Source organism: Arthrobacter crystallopoietes BAB-32, from assembly GCF_000328305.2.
GTDB lineage: Bacteria > Actinomycetota > Actinomycetes > Actinomycetales > Micrococcaceae > Crystallibacter > Crystallibacter crystallopoietes_A.
In genome coordinates this window covers 1-15446 of sequence record NZ_ANPE02000235.1, presented here as the reverse complement: position 1 = coordinate 15446, position 15446 = coordinate 1, and the positions used below count along the sequence as shown (strand labels likewise).

At 67.2% G+C, this 15446-nt stretch carries 13 protein-coding genes; 2 read left to right on the top strand and 11 right to left on the bottom strand.

Annotated elements, in window-relative coordinates; genetic code table 11:
* The first annotated feature begins 114 nt into the window (after window positions 1–114).
* The gene (locus D477_RS17975; protein WP_005273004.1) at window positions 115–981 is read left to right on the top strand and encodes a reverse transcriptase domain-containing protein; all 867 of its coding nucleotides are present in this window, start codon (window positions 115–117) and stop codon (window positions 979–981) included.
* A gap of 211 nt (window positions 982–1192) precedes the next feature.
* Here the strand turns inward: D477_RS17975 and D477_RS17970 are convergent, their stop codons facing one another.
* From D477_RS17970 to D477_RS17960, 3 genes are all read right to left on the bottom strand, one after another.
* Complete coding sequence (locus tag D477_RS17970; protein WP_005273000.1) at window positions 1193–2803, bottom strand: AMP-binding protein; 1611 nt, start codon at window positions 2801–2803, stop codon at window positions 1193–1195.
* Between the two features lie 172 nt (window positions 2804–2975).
* Entirely contained in the window at window positions 2976–4442 is a 1467-nt protein-coding gene (pyk, locus tag D477_RS17965) for a pyruvate kinase (protein WP_005272996.1), read from the bottom strand.
* 9 nt (window positions 4443–4451) lie between these two features.
* Window positions 4452–5219: an SDR family oxidoreductase gene (locus D477_RS17960; protein WP_005272993.1), complete on the bottom strand. Its 768-nt coding sequence runs from the start codon at window positions 5217–5219 to the stop codon at window positions 4452–4454.
* Between the two features lie 169 nt (window positions 5220–5388).
* Here D477_RS17960 and aceE point away from each other — a divergent pair, with 169 nt between their 5' ends.
* Window positions 5389–8118: a pyruvate dehydrogenase (acetyl-transferring), homodimeric type gene (aceE, locus tag D477_RS17955; protein WP_005272990.1), complete on the top strand. Its 2730-nt coding sequence runs from the start codon at window positions 5389–5391 to the stop codon at window positions 8116–8118.
* Window positions 8119–8201: 83 nt separating this feature from the next.
* Here aceE and D477_RS17950 read toward each other — a convergent pair whose 3' ends face one another.
* The 8 genes from D477_RS17950 to D477_RS17915 are packed head-to-tail and all read right to left on the bottom strand — an operon-like array spanning window position 8202 to window position 15339.
* A complete protein-coding gene (locus tag D477_RS17950) occupies window positions 8202–9188 on the bottom strand; it encodes a cyclase family protein (protein ID WP_005272988.1) in 987 nt (328 codons plus the stop codon).
* Window positions 9185–9433: a hypothetical protein gene (locus tag D477_RS17945; protein WP_005272984.1), complete on the bottom strand. Its 249-nt coding sequence runs from the start codon at window positions 9431–9433 to the stop codon at window positions 9185–9187. Before D477_RS17945 ends, D477_RS17950 begins: the two co-directional genes overlap by 4 nt.
* Before the next feature lie 12 nt (window positions 9434–9445).
* Window positions 9446–10783, bottom strand: a complete 1338-nt coding sequence (locus D477_RS17940) for a TRAP transporter large permease subunit (protein ID WP_005272982.1) — start codon at window positions 10781–10783, stop codon at window positions 9446–9448.
* A 33-nt stretch (window positions 10784–10816) separates the two neighbouring features.
* Window positions 10817–11596, bottom strand: coding sequence for an NAD(P)-dependent oxidoreductase (locus D477_RS17935; protein ID WP_005272980.1), 780 nt, complete (start codon window positions 11594–11596; stop codon window positions 10817–10819).
* Between the two features lie 34 nt (window positions 11597–11630).
* The gene (locus D477_RS17930; protein WP_005272977.1) at window positions 11631–12269 is read right to left on the bottom strand and encodes a hypothetical protein; all 639 of its coding nucleotides are present in this window, start codon (window positions 12267–12269) and stop codon (window positions 11631–11633) included.
* 23 nt (window positions 12270–12292) lie between these two features.
* Window positions 12293–13282 carry a tripartite tricarboxylate transporter substrate binding protein gene (locus tag D477_RS17925; RefSeq protein ID WP_005272974.1) on the bottom strand — a complete coding sequence of 330 codons (990 nt, stop codon included), beginning with the start codon at window positions 13280–13282 and terminating at the stop codon, window positions 12293–12295.
* A 48-nt stretch (window positions 13283–13330) separates the two neighbouring features.
* Window positions 13331–14836: a tripartite tricarboxylate transporter permease gene (locus D477_RS17920; RefSeq protein WP_005272972.1), complete on the bottom strand. Its 1506-nt coding sequence runs from the start codon at window positions 14834–14836 to the stop codon at window positions 13331–13333.
* Between the two features lie 2 nt (window positions 14837–14838).
* On the bottom strand, window positions 14839–15339 hold the full coding sequence (locus D477_RS17915) for a tripartite tricarboxylate transporter TctB family protein (protein WP_043847596.1): 501 nt from the start codon (window positions 15337–15339) through the stop codon (window positions 14839–14841).
* Window positions 15340–15446: the final 107 nt, after the last annotated feature.

Sequence of the window (15446 nt, the reverse complement as noted above, 5' to 3'; positions counted from 1 at the left end):
GAATTCCTGGGTGAACCGTCGACGTGATGCAGACATTCTGCAGATTCCTCATTTCAGTAGTCCCTCCGATTTTAAGAGGGTCCACTGTCCGAAATCTCTAGGCTCACCAAGTGGGTGGTCGAGGTTGATCTGGATGCGTTCTTCGACCGGGTCAACCATGATGCCTTGATGGCCCGGGTTGCGCGGAAAGTGAAGGACAAGCGGCTGCTGGGCCTGATCCGGCGCTATCTTGAGGCGGGGATCATGGCCGATGGTGTGAGGCAGCCGACGGCGGAGGGCACCCCGCAGGGGTCGCCTCTGTCCCCGTTGCTGTCGAACATCATGCTCGATGACTTCGACCAGCTGATGTGGTCGCGCGGCCACCGGTTCGTCCGGTACGCCGACGACATCCGGGTCTTCGTCAGGAGCAAACGGGCGGCCGAACGGGCGCTGGACAAGTGCACGAAAGTGCTGGAGCAGACCCTGAAACTGAGGGTGAACCGGGAGAAGTCGAAGATCAGTCCGGCAAACGTAGCTACATTGCTGGGCTATGCCTTCTTCTTCACCAAATCCGGGGTGAAGCTGCGGGTCGCGCCGAAGGCCCTGAAACGGGCCAAAGCGCGGATCAAACAGTTGACCTCCCGGAAGTGGAGTATCTCGATGGGTGAGCGCATCACTCTGCTGAACCGGTATATCCGGGGCTGGATGGGATATTTCCGTCTGGCCGACACTCCGAAGAAGCTCAGAGAGCTGGACGAGTGGTTCCGGCGCAGGATGCGCCAGATCCGCTGGAAGGAATGGAAGAAACCGCGAACCCGTGCAGTCAACCTGCGAAAGCTCGGGATCAGGCCGGATCTGGCCTATCAGTGGGGCATGACCAGCAAGGCCTACTGGCGAATCGCGGGATCGCCCATCCTGTCACGGGCATTGCCCAACGAATACTGGGAAACCCTGGGACTGGTGTTTCTTCACGATGCCTGGCGTCGCTACAGGACAACCTGACGAACCGCCGTATGCGAGGCCCGCACGTACGGTGGTGTGAGAGGAGGGCCGGGAAACCCGGCCCTCCTACTCGATTGTCTGATCAATGCATCCGGCATCGTGTTTCGCCAGGTATGTTTTTGGCCCCTCTCCGTGCCAAAAACCGACGCCGATAACCTGCGTTTCGTCAAGCACCGATTGACGACGGCTGCTAGCTAGCTAGCCCCGAGTGCTATTCCAGCGCGGCTTTGCGGCGTTCCCGCAATACGTAGCGCTGCAGCTTACCTGATGGTGTCTTGGGCAGAGACTCGACGAAGTGAACCTTCCGCGGGAAGGCATGGGCGGCGAACTGCGTCTTCACCAGCTCCTGGAGCTCGGTGACGAGTGCCTCGTCGCCGTTGACCCCGGCGGCGAGCACGACGTAGGCCTCCAGCACCTCGCCGCGGAGTTCGTCGGGGGCGCCGATGACGGCGGTTTCCTGGACTGCCGGATGCTTCGACAGGACGCTTTCGACGTCGAACGGCCCGATGCGGTACCCGGCCATGATGATGACGTCGTCGTCACGGGACGAGAAGAAGAAGTAGCCGTCGGCGTCGACCTTGCCCGCGTCCCCCGTGACGTACCACCGCCCGTCGGCGGAGAAGCGCTCGGCTGTTTTCTCCGGGGCGTCCTGGTAGCCGGTGAACCACATCATCGGGCTGGCCTGCGTGTCCACCGCGACGCGGCCCAGTTCCTCCGGGGGAGCCGGCTCGTCCGAGGCATCCTTCAGGACCGCGCACGTCCAGCCGGGCAACGGCTGTCCCATGGACCCCTCCCGCAGATCTTTCCGGATGTCGTCATGCCAGGCGTTGACGATCATCATGCCGTGCTCGGTCTGCCCGTAGTGGTCCCTGACCGGAACGCCTAGTGTGTTCTCCGCCCAGGAAATCACCTCCGGTGTCAGCGGTTCCCCCGCGGAGGACGCCCGCCGCAGCCGGATGTCATTCGCTGCGGCGTCGGTCCTGGCCCGCATACTGCGGTAGACGGTCGGGGCGGCGGCGAAGTTGGTGACCCGGAAGCGTTCCAGGACGGCGAAGCTCAGCGCCGGTGAGAAGCCCGCCTGAAGCAGCAGGCTGCGCCGGCCGGCAGCGAGCGGGCCGAGGATGCCGTAATAGAGACCGTAGGCCCAGCCTGGATCGGCCGCATTCCAGAACACGTCGTCGTCGCGCACATCGAGGCCGAGTTCGACGTATTGCCGGAAGGCCGCCAACGCCCGAAGCGGAACAGGGACCCCCTTTGGAGTTCCTGTGGTGCCGGATGTGAAGATGAGGACCAGTGTGCCGTCGCCTCCAACGGCTGCGGCGGAGAAGCCCGGTTGCTGCGTCGCGAGCAGGGGCGCAAGGGCAAGATCCGGTGCCTGTGCCTGGTCACCCGCGACCAGGACGGCAGAGCTGGTCGCCTGGATCTTCGGGCGCTGGTCGGCGTCGCAAATGATGACCTTGGCCCCCGACGCTGTCAGCCTGAGCTCGATGGCGGGCCAGGCAAAAGCGGTGAACAGCGGCACATGGATGGCGCCGAGGCGCCAAATGGCCAGCAGCATCACCACCAGATCGGCGGACTTTCCCATCAGCGTTGCCACACTGTCACCGCGGCCGACGCCCAGCTCGGCCAAGGCTGCGGCGCCTCGCTCGGAACGTTGGCGCAGCTGCCCGTACGTGATGTCCTCGCTGGAGAGATCGGCAGCGATGATCGTAAACGCAGTGGCGTCCGGATCGTGGGCATCGCAGAGCAGCTCGGCGGCGCAGGCGCCGGGGGTGTCGTAGCGCTGAAGGAGGGCCTCGACGTCGAGGGCGGGTGCAGGCATCTGGATCTCCGTTGGATGTTTCCCGGCGTGCAGAAGCCGGCCGGCCTCACCCGCTCGGCTTCTGCCTTTGGTCTGCATACTACAGAGCGTCGTGGAGGATAAAGAGAGATGCACCACACTGGATCCCCGCAAGCTTCGCCCGCAGGTTGCCGAAATACGGCCGGCCCTTTTGCTAGGGTTCGCCGCGCCGCCGGCGGGCGGGAACGGAAGGCCGCCGTCCGCCGTCGTCAAGGTCCCCGATGCGGTGCAGCCGCAGGAAGTTCAGGGTGCCGGCCTTGCCCAGCGGGGAACCGGCGGCGATGACCACCAAGTCGTCCTGCCCGGCCAAGCCCTGCTCGCACACCACCTGATCCACCTGCGCCGTCAGCTGGTCAGTATGCGGCACGAAATCCACCAGCTGCGGCCGGATGCCCCACGCCATGGTGAGCGCGTGGACCGTCGCCGGCAGGGGAGTGAAGGCGTAGAGCGGCCTGGGCGGCCTCAGCCGGGCCAGCCGCCGGGCCGAGTCGCCGGACTGCGTGAACACGCAGATGCAGCGCGCGTCCAGCTGCCCGGCGATCGCCACCGCTGAACGGGTGACCGCCCCGCCGCGCGTCTTAGGCGTGGTGCCCAGCGGCTGGATGCGCTCCAGGCCGTGCTGCTCGGTGGATTCGATGATCCGGGCCATCGTCCTGATCGCCTCGACCGGGTAGGCGCCCACGCTCGTCTCGCCGGAGAGCATCACAGCGTCGGCCCCGTCCAGCACGGCGTTGGCGCAGTCCGAGGCCTCGGCGCGGGTGGGCCGCGGGTTCCCGATCATCGACTCGAGCACCTGCGTGGCCACAATGACCGGCTTCGCCGCGCGCCGGGCCAGCTCGATCGCCTGCTTCTGCACCACCGGCACGTCCTCGAGCGGCAGTTCCACGCCCAGGTCGCCGCGGGCCACCATGACGGCGTCGAAGGCCTCGACGATCTCCGCCAGCGCGTCGACGGCCTGCGGCTTCTCGATCTTCGCGATCACCGGCGTCCGCCGGCCTTCCTCGTCCATGATTTCGTGCACCCGCCCGATATCGGCGGCACTCCGGACGAAGGACAGCGCCACCATGTCGACGCCGGTGCGCAGCGCCCAGCGCAGGTCCGCCTCGTCCTTGGCGCTGAGTGCCGGCACGTTCACGGCCACGCCCGGCAGGTTGATGCCCTTGTTGTTGGACACCGGCCCGCCGACCACCACCTCGGTGACCACGTTTTCGCCGTCGACCTCCACCGCGCGCAGCGCCACCCTGCCGTCGTCGATCAGCAGTGTGTCGCCGGGCCGCACGTCACCGGGCAGCCCCTTGTGGGTGGTGGAGACCAGGTCGGCCGTGCCCGGCACGTCCGCCGTGGTGATGGTGAACCGGTCGCCCGGATGCAGCTCGTGCGGGCCGTCCGCGAAGCGCCCCAGCCGGATCTTCGGGCCCTGCAGGTCCGCGAAGATCCCGACCGGCCGGCCGAGCTCCGCCGCCGCCCGGCGCACTTGGCGGTAGGTTTCTGCGTGCACGTCGTGTTCGCCGTGGCTCATGTTCAGGCGTACGACGTCGGTGCCCGCCTCGAGCGCGGCAAGCGTGCGTTCGTAGCCGGCCAGGGCAGGGCCGAAGGTGGCGATGATTTTGGCTTGGCGCATGGGTTCTCCTCAGCCGCGGCCGATGTAGGGCATGCCCGCGGCGGTGATGGTGAGCTGGTTGATGGTGGCCTGCGCCGGCAGCGTGGCCATCAGCACCACGGCGCGCGCCGCTTCCTCCACGTCGAAGGTGGGTTCCGGCCTGCGGCTGCCGTCGGGCTGCAGCGCCCCGGTGCCGGCGCCGGTATGCGCCATGATCGCCGTGGCGGTGTTGCCGATGTCGATCTGGCCGCAGCTGATCCCGTAGGGCCGGCCGTCGAGTTCGATCGACTTGGTCAGCCCGGTCAGCGCGTGCTTGGTGGCGGCGTAGGCCACCGAGCGCGGCCGCGGCACGTGCGCGGAGATGGAGCCGTTGTTGATGATCCGGCCGCCCTGCGGCTGCTGGCCCTTCATGATCCGGAACGCCTCCGCGGCGCAGAGCATGGCGCCGGTGAGGTTGACCGCCACGGTCGCGTTCCAGTCCGCCAGCCCGATCTCGTCGATGGCCGCCGCGGGCCCGAACGTGCCGGCGTTGTTGAAGAGCACATCCAGCCGGCCCCATGCCTGCCGCACGCTGTCGAACAGCTGCGCCACCTGCTCCGGCTCCGAGATGTCCGCAGGAACGACCAGCGCATTGGAGCGGTCTTCGGCCGTCTCCCGCAGCGCGTCCTCCCGGCGTCCGGTGAGGGCCACGGCGAAGCCGGCCTCCAGCAGCTGGCGTGCCACCGCCCGCCCAATGCCGGAACCTGCTCCGGTAACGACGGCGGTACGCGGCGTGGGTGCCAGGGGCTCGGGTTCCATCTGCTTCCCTTCGGAATGGCTGTGGCGCGGCGTTCTGTGAAGCTGCCGCATTGACAGAACGGCAGCGCTCGACATTCACTGTATCCTACTTTCGGAATAAAAATTCCGAGATGTGAAAGTTTCCGTTCTGGATGACAGGGGAACTCTGTCCTCAAGGAAGAGGTTGCACATGACCGTTGTTGACGAATTTACCGCTGCGCCGGGCGGCTTCGGTGACCATGACCCGGAGGAGACAGCCGAGTGGTCGGAATCCCTCGACCAGCTGATCGATTCCCGCGGCACGGCCCGTGCCGGGTTCATCATGCGCTCGCTGCTGGACCGCGCCGGTTCCCGCAGCATCGACCTCCCGCTGGCCACCGCCACCGACTACGTCAACACCATCGCTGCCGACCAGGAACCGGCCTATCCCGGCGACGAGGAGACCGAGCGCCGCTACCGTGCCTGGATGCGCTGGAACGCCGCCGTCATGGTCCACCGCGCCCAGCATCCCGAGATCGGGGTCGGCGGGCACATCTCCACCTACGCCGGCGCCGCGACGCTGTACGAGGTCGGCTTCAACCACTTCTTCCGCGGCAAGGACCACCCGGGCGGCGGCGACCAGGTCTTCTTCCAGGGCCACGCTTCCCCCGGGATGTATGCCCGGGCGTTCCTCGAGGGCCGGCTGACCGAGGAGGACCTCGACGGATTCCGGCAGGAGAAGTCGAAGGCCGGCCACGCCCTCTCGTCGTATCCGCATCCGCGGCTGATGCCGGAGTTCTGGGAATTCCCCACGGTCTCCATGGGCATCGGGCCGATGAACGCGATCTACCAGGCCCAGTCCAACCGGTACCTGCACAACCGCGGCATCAAGGACACCTCCGACCAGCACGTCTGGGCCTTCCTCGGCGACGGCGAAATGGACGAACCGGAATCCCGCGGCCTGCTCCAGCTCGCGGCGCAGGAGAAGCTGGACAACCTGACCTTCGTGGTGAACTGCAACCTGCAGCGCCTGGACGGCCCGGTGCGCGGCAACGGCAAGATCATGCAGGAGCTCGAAGCCTTCTTCCGCGGCGCCGGATGGAACGTCGTCAAGGTCGTCTGGGGCCGGGAGTGGGATGCCCTGCTGGCCAGGGACCACGAGGGCCACCTGGTCGACCTGATGAATACGACGCCGGACGGCGACTACCAGACCTACAAGGCCGAGTCCGGCGGCTTCGTCCGCGAGCACTTCTTCGGCAAGACCCCGCAGACCAAGGACATGGTCGCGCATCTTTCCGACGACGAGATCTGGAACCTCAAGCGCGGCGGCCACGACTACCGCAAGGTCTACGCCGCCTACAAGGCCGCCACCGAGTCCACGGGGAAGCCGACCGTCGTACTGGTGAAGACGGTCAAGGGCTATGGGCTGGGCAGCCGCTTCGAGGGCCGCAACGCGACGCACCAGATGAAGAAGCTGACCTTGGAGGACCTCAAGGCGTTCCGCGACCATCTGCGCATCCCGGTCAGCGACGAGCAGCTCGAAACCGATCCCTACCGCCCGCCCTACTACCATCCGGGTTCGGATGCCCCCGAAATCCGGTACCTGCTGGATCGCCGCCGCGAGCTCGGCGGCGCCGTCCCGGACCGGCGCAGCAGCCACAACGCCATCAAGCTCCCGGAGTCGAAGGCCTACGAGGTGGCCACGCGCGGCTCCGGCAAGCAGCAGGCGGCAACCACGATGGCCTTCGTCCGGCTGCTGAAGGACCTGATGCGGGACAAGGAGTTCGGCAACCGGGTTGTCCCGATCGTGCCGGACGAATCACGCACCTTCGGCATGGACGCGTTCTTCCCCACGGCCAAGATCTACAACCCTTCCGGACAGAACTACCTTTCGGTGGACCGCGACCTGGTGCTCGCCTACAAGGAGTCCCCGGCCGGGCAGCTGATCCACCCCGGCATCAACGAGGCAGGCGCCGTGGCGGCCTTCACCGCCGCCGGAACCTCCTATGCCACTCATGGTGAACCGCTGGTGCCGATCTACGTGTTCTACTCGATGTTCGGCTTCCAGCGCACCGGCGACTCCTTCTGGGCCGCCGCCGACCAGATGGCCCGCGGGTTCGTCATCGGGGCGACCGCCGGAAGGACCACCCTGACCGGCGAGGGGCTGCAGCACGCGGACGGCCACTCCCCGATACTCGCGGCGACCAATCCCGCCGTCGTCATTTACGACCCCGCCTACGGCTACGAAATCGGGCACATCATGCGGGCCGGGCTGGATCGGATGTACGGCGGAACCCATCCGGACCCCAACGTGATGTACTACCTGACCGTCTACAACGAGCCGATCGTGCAGCCCGCGGAGCCGGAAAACCTCGACGTCGACGGCCTCCTGCGCGGCATCTACAAGCTCAAGGACGGGCCCGCTACCGGTGCGAAGACCCAGTTGCTGGCCTCCGGCGTCGCTGTTCCCTGGGCCCTCGAAGCGCAGCAGATCCTTGCCGCGGACTGGAATGTCTCCGCCGATGTCTGGTCGGTGACCAGCTGGACCGAGCTGCGCCGGGACGGGCTGGCAGCCGAACGGGGTTCCTTCCTCAATCCCGGCCAGGCGGCGCGCAAGCCCTTCATCGCTCAGCAGCTCGAGGGTGCGGAGGGGCCTGTGGTCGCCGTTTCCGACTACATGGCACAGGTCCCCGACCAGATCCGGCAGTTCCTGCCGCACCGGTTCGCCACCCTCGGCGCGGACGGCTTCGGCTTCTCCGACACCCGCGCGGCCGCCCGGCGGTTCTTCAACATCGACAGCCACTCAATCGTCGTCCGGGCCCTGCAGTTGCTGGCCGCCGAAGGCAAAGTGGCCGCCGACGCCCCGGCCGAAGCCTTCCGCCGCTACCGGCTCGACGACGTGAACGCCGGCACGTCCGGCAGCACCGGCGGCGACGCCTAGGACGGCCCAAAGGGGTTGGACGCCCTTGGCCGCCGTCCGGTCAAGGGCGTCCGCCCTGGGTGTCATCATGAGCTGACGTAGCCTCAGAGGACGGCGGTGGCGTTGGCTGGCGAGCCGGTGGCCCCGGTGATGTTGAGGGGTTTGACGATGAGCAGGCTGTGCCATTGGCGCAGTTCGCGCATCCGGCGGGCGAGGGGGCTGAGGCGCCAGAGCTCTCCGAGGGGCAGGCCCAGCTTGGCGAGGAACTCCTGGTGCATCATGCCGCGGTCGTTGGGCGCCGTCGTGAGGAAGGGGGAGTCCGGGACGGGCGGGAGGCATTCGACGGCGAAGTTGTCGGCCGCGAGCAGGGTCAGCCCGTTGTTCCAGGACCAGTCGAGGAGCTCTTCGCTCTGGGCCATGCCGGTGGCGCGCCCGGTGGTTTGTTGGGCGCGCTTTTTGTTTTCATCCAGCCCGAGGAACCATTCGCTCCAGCCGGTGTGGAGCATGACGATGTCGCCGGTGGCGACTTCCAGCGCCTGGGCTTCGAGCGCTTCGGGAATCAGGTCGAAGGGGAGCGGTTGACCGGCGGCATGGTCGATTTCCCGGCCTTGGGAGTGGAGATAGCCGGCAAGGTCGATGAGGATGCCGCGGGTGACGATGGGCTGATCCGCCCAGACCTGGATGCCGATTTCTTCGCTGCCCGGGTGGATCCGGTCGTCCGGGATGCCGCCGTAGAAGCCGACGTCGTCGGCCCGGCGGTGCCGCAGGCCGTCGATCTGCGTGGATCCCTGCAGGTAGAACCCGTCGAGGAAGTCATCACGGTGGGCGGGGTGGTTCGCATAGATGGTGTGGACCGGTGCCTTGCGGGCCTTCGACATTCCGGGCGCGAAGGCATCGACGGGGTAGTCGAGCCCGAAGACTTCCCCGTGGAGCACGGACCCGGCTGCGGCGAGGACCGTGGACGGGTCCGCGAAGGACGGGGTTCCCCGCCAGGGGTCGGCGAAGATTTCCCATGATGTGCCGGCCAGCGCCCCAGGCCGTTGTTTGAGCGCATGGCGGTCGGGCAGCCCGCGGCGTGGGATGGAGGTCATCGCGTTCCTGCTTTCGAATGACTGGCGGGGCGGGCTGCCTTGACGTGTACGAGGAGGTAGGCGGCGATCGAGGCGATGGAGGCGGCGATGCACAGCACGGTCTTGAAGATGCCGTTGGGCGCGGTGAGGATTCCTGCGTCGCCGGTGGCGAGACCCAGGGCCTGCCAGGCGATGAGCAGTACTCCGCCGGCCAGGGCGGTGGTGAGGGAGGCGATGAACGCCGTCCGGGCGATGCGGTGGAGCATGGTGGTTCCTTCTTAGACGGGCAGGATGCCTGCGGCGACGAGCACTCCGATGCCCAGCAGCGGCAGGGCGTAGTAGAGCAGCATGCGCCTAAAGGTATGGAAGGGATCGACGCCGGCGATGCCGCATGCGACGTACAAGGGCGCCCCGCCGGGCGGCACGGCGGCCTCGCAGGAGGAGAAGATCAGCACGGCGACGGCGGCTGTCGGGGCCGGGACGCCGGCGGCGATGAGTGCTGCGACGCCGATGGTGCCCACGGCCGCCATGGTCGCCGTGGAGGACAGCGGTGCTGCTACGGCGACGACGATGAGGCCGATGACGATTGCGAGCAGCCATACGGGCAGGTCCAGGCCGTCGAGCAGCCCGGAGAGCTGTTCGGGCAGGCCGGTGGTAGCCAGCGCGTTCGCGCCGGCGAACGCGAAGAGCACGGTGATGCCGACGACTCCGAAGCGCGGTGCGGAATCCCCGATGAGCTGCGCCCAGGCCTTGGTGGTGCGGGGCAGCTGCTTGCGTCCGAGGGCCAGGCCGAGCACGATCAGCACGACGGGGATCCAGAAGATCGGGCTGACAGCGTCGGAGACGTCGTTCCTGGTGTGGTCGGACAGGATTTCGGCGAGGGCTCCGGTGGTCAGGACCATGGGCAGGGCGACCCCGACGAAGAGCAGCAGCGTGGTCCAGCCGCGGCGCAGGGACTCGAGCAGCAGGGGTCGGTTTTCCTTGGCCGTGGCGCGGGCGCCGCTGCGGTGCACGAGGATGGCGGTCACGATGAGGCGGTGCAGGACGCACCAGAGGCCGCCGGCGATCAGCGGCATGATGAGCGTGTCAATGTCGAGCAGCGGCCCGACGGTGGAGGAGCCCACGAGCACGAACATGGAGGCGCTGAAGGGGAAGGTGATGCCCATGCCTGCGTTGCCCGCGACGATGGTGGCCGCTGTGGTGCGCTCGACCCTGGCGCGTTCCATCCAGGGGATGGTGACCGAGCCGACGGTCGCGGCGATGGCTGCCTGGTTGTGCACGATGCTGCCCAGTCCTGCCGAGGCGACGGTGGAGACGTAGGCGGAGCCGCCTTTGCGGCCGCCGATCAGCGCGTCGAGCAGGTTGATCATCCGTTCCATGACCCCTGCCCGTTCCAGCAGGTAGCCCATGAACACGAAGATGACGGTGGCGTAGACGATTTCGTCGGTCAGCGCGTCATAGAGCGCGTTCCAGCCGGCGTTCAGCGCTCCGGCGCCGTTGAACCCGGCGGCGACGAGGAAGCCGACCATCATGGCCTCCCCGACGTTGCGCCGCAGCAGCGTCGTCCACAGGATGATCACGGCCAGGTAGGCGCCGAGCGCCCAGACGCCGATCATGAGTGGTCCTTCCCGTCTCTCGTGCCGGCCATTTCAGGATGCCACGCTTTGGGCTCGTGCGGCGGCCATGCGTTCCATGGCGGTGGCCGAGGCATCGGTCATTTCCGAGGGCACGCCGAGTTCGGCGAGGTAGCCGCTGGTGGAGCGCATCTCGAAGGACCGGCGGGCAGCATGCTTCTGGGTGCCCGTAAGGAAGCGGTCGATGACGGCCTGGCCGTCGCCGGCGAGCATTGCGGTGATCTGTGCGCGGACGAAGTCCTCGAGCCCCGCTGCCCGGCCTGCGGTAACTGCTTCGACGACGACGGAAGCGAGTCCCTTCATGAAGACACTGCGCAGCAGTTTGTGTGCCATCGCGGCTCCGGGCGGTCCGGGGACGACTTCAACAGGTGCGCCGATGCCGCGCACGAGGTCGGCGAAGGCAGCCGCGCCGGGTCCGCTGGCCATCAGCGGAGTGGCTTCCCGCTGCGCGATGACAGGGCCGAGGATCGCGACGTCCGCAAACAGTACGTCACCGGCTCCCTGACCAAGTTCTTCCATCGTGCCGGGGGAGGAGGAGGTCAGATCGGCGTAGCACGCCCCAGGGCGCAGCGCCGGCAGGCACTCTGCCGCGACCGGGCGGGCCGCGCCGGCACCCGTGAGGACGAGGACCATGTCGGCGTCGGCGCAGGCGTCCGCCGCGCTGGGTGCAAGGTCGACTCCGGCGGGGGCCGTGGTTACGACGGGCTCATAGCCGGTGACCCGGTGGCCGGCGCGGAGCAGGGCCGAGGCGTAGATGGCGCCGGCTTCGCCGAGGCCAATGATGGTGCAGTTCATGGTGCTGGTTCCTTTGGGTGGAGCGTGGTGCGTCTTAGGAGTTGGTAGCGCGGTCGGCGATGATGCGCGCCCGCCGTGCGGCTTCGTCGGCAAAGACGGCTTCAGCCGCCGTCGCGATCTCTGCTGCCCGGTCGCACGGAACGATGACGACGCCGTCGGAATCCCCGACGATGATGTCGCCGGGCAGGACCGGAACCCCACCGAAGGCGATGGGCACCGCGATCCGGAACGGGCCGTTCTTGTAGGGGCCGGCGGGGCTGGTGGCCCGGGCGAAGACCGGGAGGCCGATCTCGCCGAGGACTTCGGCGTCCCGGGCCGCGCCATCGAGTGCGAAGCCGGCGAGACCGGCCGAGATCGCCCGTTCACCGATGAGCTCACCAAGCAGGGCACGGGAGGTGTCGCCCCCGCCGCTGACTACCACGACGTCCCCGGGGCTAGCTGCGGCGAGGCTCGCATGAATGCCCTGGTTGTCGCCGGCCGCGACCCAGACGGTGAACGCCGGGCCTGCGAGTTTCGCGCCGGGCCAGATCGCCTGGATCGCCGAGTCCGCGACACCGAGGCGTTCCATCGCGTCGCCGATGTTGGCAGCGGGGAGGGCAGCGAGGCGGGCGACGAGCTCGGGTGCGGGACGGTCGAAATCGAGGGTTGCCGTGGTGTCAGCGGTGGAGGACATGATGCTGTTCCTTCGTTCGGGGGTTACTTGGCTTGGACAAGAGGCAGGACGGTCTTGTAATCGGTTTCCTGCTGGGCCCAGAACTTCTCGTAGTCCGCAGCGGACTGGTAGCTGGTGGCCAGGCCGAGGTCATCCATCTTCGCGACCACGGCCGGGTCCTCAACGGCCGTCTTGAGGGCGGCTTCGAGCTTCTGCGCGACGGGTTCGGGCAGGCCGGCCGGGGCGGAGTAGCCGCGTGCGGTGGCAGCGACGACGTCATGGCCGGATTCGGTGAAAGTGGGAACTTCGGGCAGAGCCTCGGCCCGTTCGCTGTCCATCACGCCCAGGACCTTGGCCTTCCCCTGCTTGACCAGGTCGGTGACATCGCTGACGTTGGCGACGAGAACCTCGACGTGCTTGCCGAGGAACGCGGTGGTGGCCTGCGAGGCGCCTTCGGAGAAGTGGACCGGGCTGAGCGCAGCACCGGTGGCTTCCTTGATCTGGGCAATGGCGAAGTGCTCGCCGCCCTGCTGGCCGGTGGTCGTGGCGGTGATGGTGTCCGGCTTGTCCTTCGCGGCCTTCAGGAGGTCATCGAGGTTCTGGTAGGGGCTGTCGGGCTGCACGGCGACGACGGCCGGGTCAATCACCTGCCGGCCCAGCGGCTGGAAGTCCGCTCGGGTGAAGTTGGCGCCGCGGGCCGGGTCCAGCGGGGTCACGACGACGGACGGGGAACCGGTGGCACCAATCGTGTAACCGTCAGGCTTCGCGCTGGTGAGGGCGGTGTAGCCGATCTGGCCGCCGGCTCCGGGCTTGTTCACGACCTCGACGTTCGTGCCGAGTTCGCGCTCGAGCACGGGCTGGACCAAGCGGGCCGCGGTATCGACGGCGCCGCCGGGAGCGAACGCGACGACGATTTCGACGGACTTGCCCTGGCGGGGGAAGTCCTCACCGGCGGAGGAAGAGGTCTCGGCGCCGCAGGCTGTCGCCATCAAGGTGAGGGCGGTTACGGTGGTGGCGGCAAGGATGCGCTTCATTGGTTGTCCTTTGCTGGATAGTGGTGCGGGATATCGGTTGGGAACGGTTTAGGTTTCAGGATCCTCGGCGACGAGGGCCGCGGGCTTGCGGAGCTTGAGCAGCGGGCTGGCGACGATCCCCAGGGCGATCAGGAGCAGCACCACGGTCACCGGGCGGTCGAGGAAGATCGTCAGGTCGCCGCGGGAGATGTCCAGGGACTCGCGCAGGGAGCGTTCCATCAGCGGCCCGAGGACCAGGGTCAGGACCAAGGGCGCGAGCGGGATATCGAGATTGCGCAGGATAAGGCCGATGACGCCGAAGAGGACCATGACGAAGACGTCGAAGACGGAGAAGTTGATGGTGTAGGCGCCGACGACCATGAACATCAGGATCAGGGCTGAAAGGATCGGGTAGGGCACCTTCAGGATGGAAGTCCACAAGCCGACGAGCGGGACGTTAAGTACCAGCAGCAGGATGTTGCCGATGAACAGGCTGGCGATGATGGTCCAGGCGATTTCGGCATGCTCGGCAAAGAGTGTCGGCCCGGGAGTCAGCCCCTGCTGCAGGAACGCGCCCATGAGCACCGCGATCGTCGGGGAGGCAGGGATACCCAGCGTGAAAAGCGGGATCAGGGCGCCGTTCGCATGGGCATTGTTCGCACTTTCCGGTCCGGCGACGCCCTCGATGGCGCCGTTGCCCAACTCATGACGGTATTTCGAGAACTTCTTCTCGGCACCGTAGGACAGCAGGGATGAGACAGACCCGGTCATGCCAGGGATCAGGCCCAGGCCGAAGCCGACACCGGTGCCGCGGGCAATAGCCGGGGCGCTGCGCCGCCAGTCGGTGCGGGTAGGCAGCAGGGAGCGCATACCCGGGGCCTGTACTGTTACCTTGTCCCGCCCGGGCCGGTAGGAGAGGACTTCGGAGAGACCGAACAGCCCCACGATGACCGCAACGAAGGACACGCCGTCGAGAAGGCGCTCTATTCCAAAGGTGAAGCGCGGGGCACCGGCGACCGGGTCGATGCCGACCATGGAGATCAGCAAGCCCAAGGCACCGGAGATCAGCGCGCGGACCATGGACCGGCCGGCCAGTGCCACCAGTAGCGAGATGCCGACGACTACGAGGGCGAAGAATTCCGGAGGCCCGATCATCAGTCCCAGGCCGCCCAGCGGCTTGGCAGCGACGACCAGGCCAGCGGTGGCCAGCGAGCCGCCGATGAAGGAGCCCGCGGCGGCGATGGTCAACGCCACCCCGGCCCGCCCGATTTTCGTCATGGCGTAGCCGTCCAAGGCGGTGATGGCAGAGGCGGCCTCACCCGGGGTATTGAGCAGCACGCTGGTGATCGTCCCGCCATACGTCGTGCCATAGAAGATGGCGCAGAGCATGATGATCGATCCGGCGGCGTCCAGGTTCAAGGTCAGCGGGATCAGCAGGGCGACGCCGGCCACCGGTCCAATACCCGGCAGGACGCCGATCATCGTGCCCAGCAGGCAGCCGATAAAGGCAAACAGGAGGTTCTGCCACGTCAGGGCCGAGGCGAACCCGGCCAGCAGTTCGTTCAGTACGTCCATGGTCAGAGTCCGATCAGGTTCAGGGGAATGATGGTCGCTTCGGGAAGCGAGACACGGAGCGCCAAGGTGAAGAGGTAGTAGACGCCGACGCTGCCGCAGAGCGAGACCGCCAGGGACTTGATCCAGGACGTCCGGGCCCGCAGGCGCAGGTGGTACATCAGGAACAGGAAGACCCCTGCCTGAAAGCCGATGAACGGCAGCGCGGCCGCCAGTACCAGCAGGCTGAGCACCACAGCCCGGACCTGGGATCCGTCCGCAGCCTCGGGCGCGGCTGCGGACTGCACGCCGGCGCGCTCCTGGACGAACCAGATGAGCGATAGCAGCACCAGCCCGCCGCCCAGCACGCAGGGGAAGAAGCCGGGACCGGGCCCGAGATCGTTCCACAGACCGAGCCGGAGGGACTCGACCAGGACATAGGAGCCGAGGGCTGTCAGTGCCGCCTGTCCAGCCAGGACGGAATGTCGGACCCTGTTCACCGGCCTCTTTTCTGTGACTGAAGTCATGGGAATCCTCAAAGCCATTTCGTCTAGCGTTCTAAAATTTCATAGAATAAAACTCAATAACATGCATTGAAATCATGGCATGGCTTGCGTCACATGGTCAAGTGCGG

Coding starts and splice junctions, on each gene's coding strand:
- D477_RS17970 (WP_005273000.1), bottom strand. CDS start 2,803: ATGCCTGCACCCGCCCTCGACGTCGAGGCCCTCCTTCAGCGCTACGAC.
- pyk (WP_005272996.1), bottom strand. CDS start 4,442: ATGCGCCAAGCCAAAATCATCGCCACCTTCGGCCCTGCCCTGGCCGGC.
- D477_RS17960 (WP_005272993.1), bottom strand. CDS start 5,219: ATGGAACCCGAGCCCCTGGCACCCACGCCGCGTACCGCCGTCGTTACC.
- aceE (WP_005272990.1), top strand. CDS start 5,389: ATGACCGTTGTTGACGAATTTACCGCTGCGCCGGGCGGCTTCGGTGAC.
- D477_RS17950 (WP_005272988.1), bottom strand. CDS start 9,188: ATGACCTCCATCCCACGCCGCGGGCTGCCCGACCGCCATGCGCTCAAA.
- D477_RS17945 (WP_005272984.1), bottom strand. CDS start 9,433: ATGCTCCACCGCATCGCCCGGACGGCGTTCATCGCCTCCCTCACCACC.
- D477_RS17940 (WP_005272982.1), bottom strand. CDS start 10,783: ATGATCGGCGTCTGGGCGCTCGGCGCCTACCTGGCCGTGATCATCCTG.
- D477_RS17935 (WP_005272980.1), bottom strand. CDS start 11,596: ATGAACTGCACCATCATTGGCCTCGGCGAAGCCGGCGCCATCTACGCC.
- D477_RS17930 (WP_005272977.1), bottom strand. CDS start 12,269: ATGTCCTCCACCGCTGACACCACGGCAACCCTCGATTTCGACCGTCCC.
- D477_RS17925 (WP_005272974.1), bottom strand. CDS start 13,282: ATGAAGCGCATCCTTGCCGCCACCACCGTAACCGCCCTCACCTTGATG.
- D477_RS17920 (WP_005272972.1), bottom strand. CDS start 14,836: ATGGACGTACTGAACGAACTGCTGGCCGGGTTCGCCTCGGCCCTGACG.
- D477_RS17915 (WP_043847596.1), bottom strand. CDS start 15,339: ATGACTTCAGTCACAGAAAAGAGGCCGGTGAACAGGGTCCGACATTCC.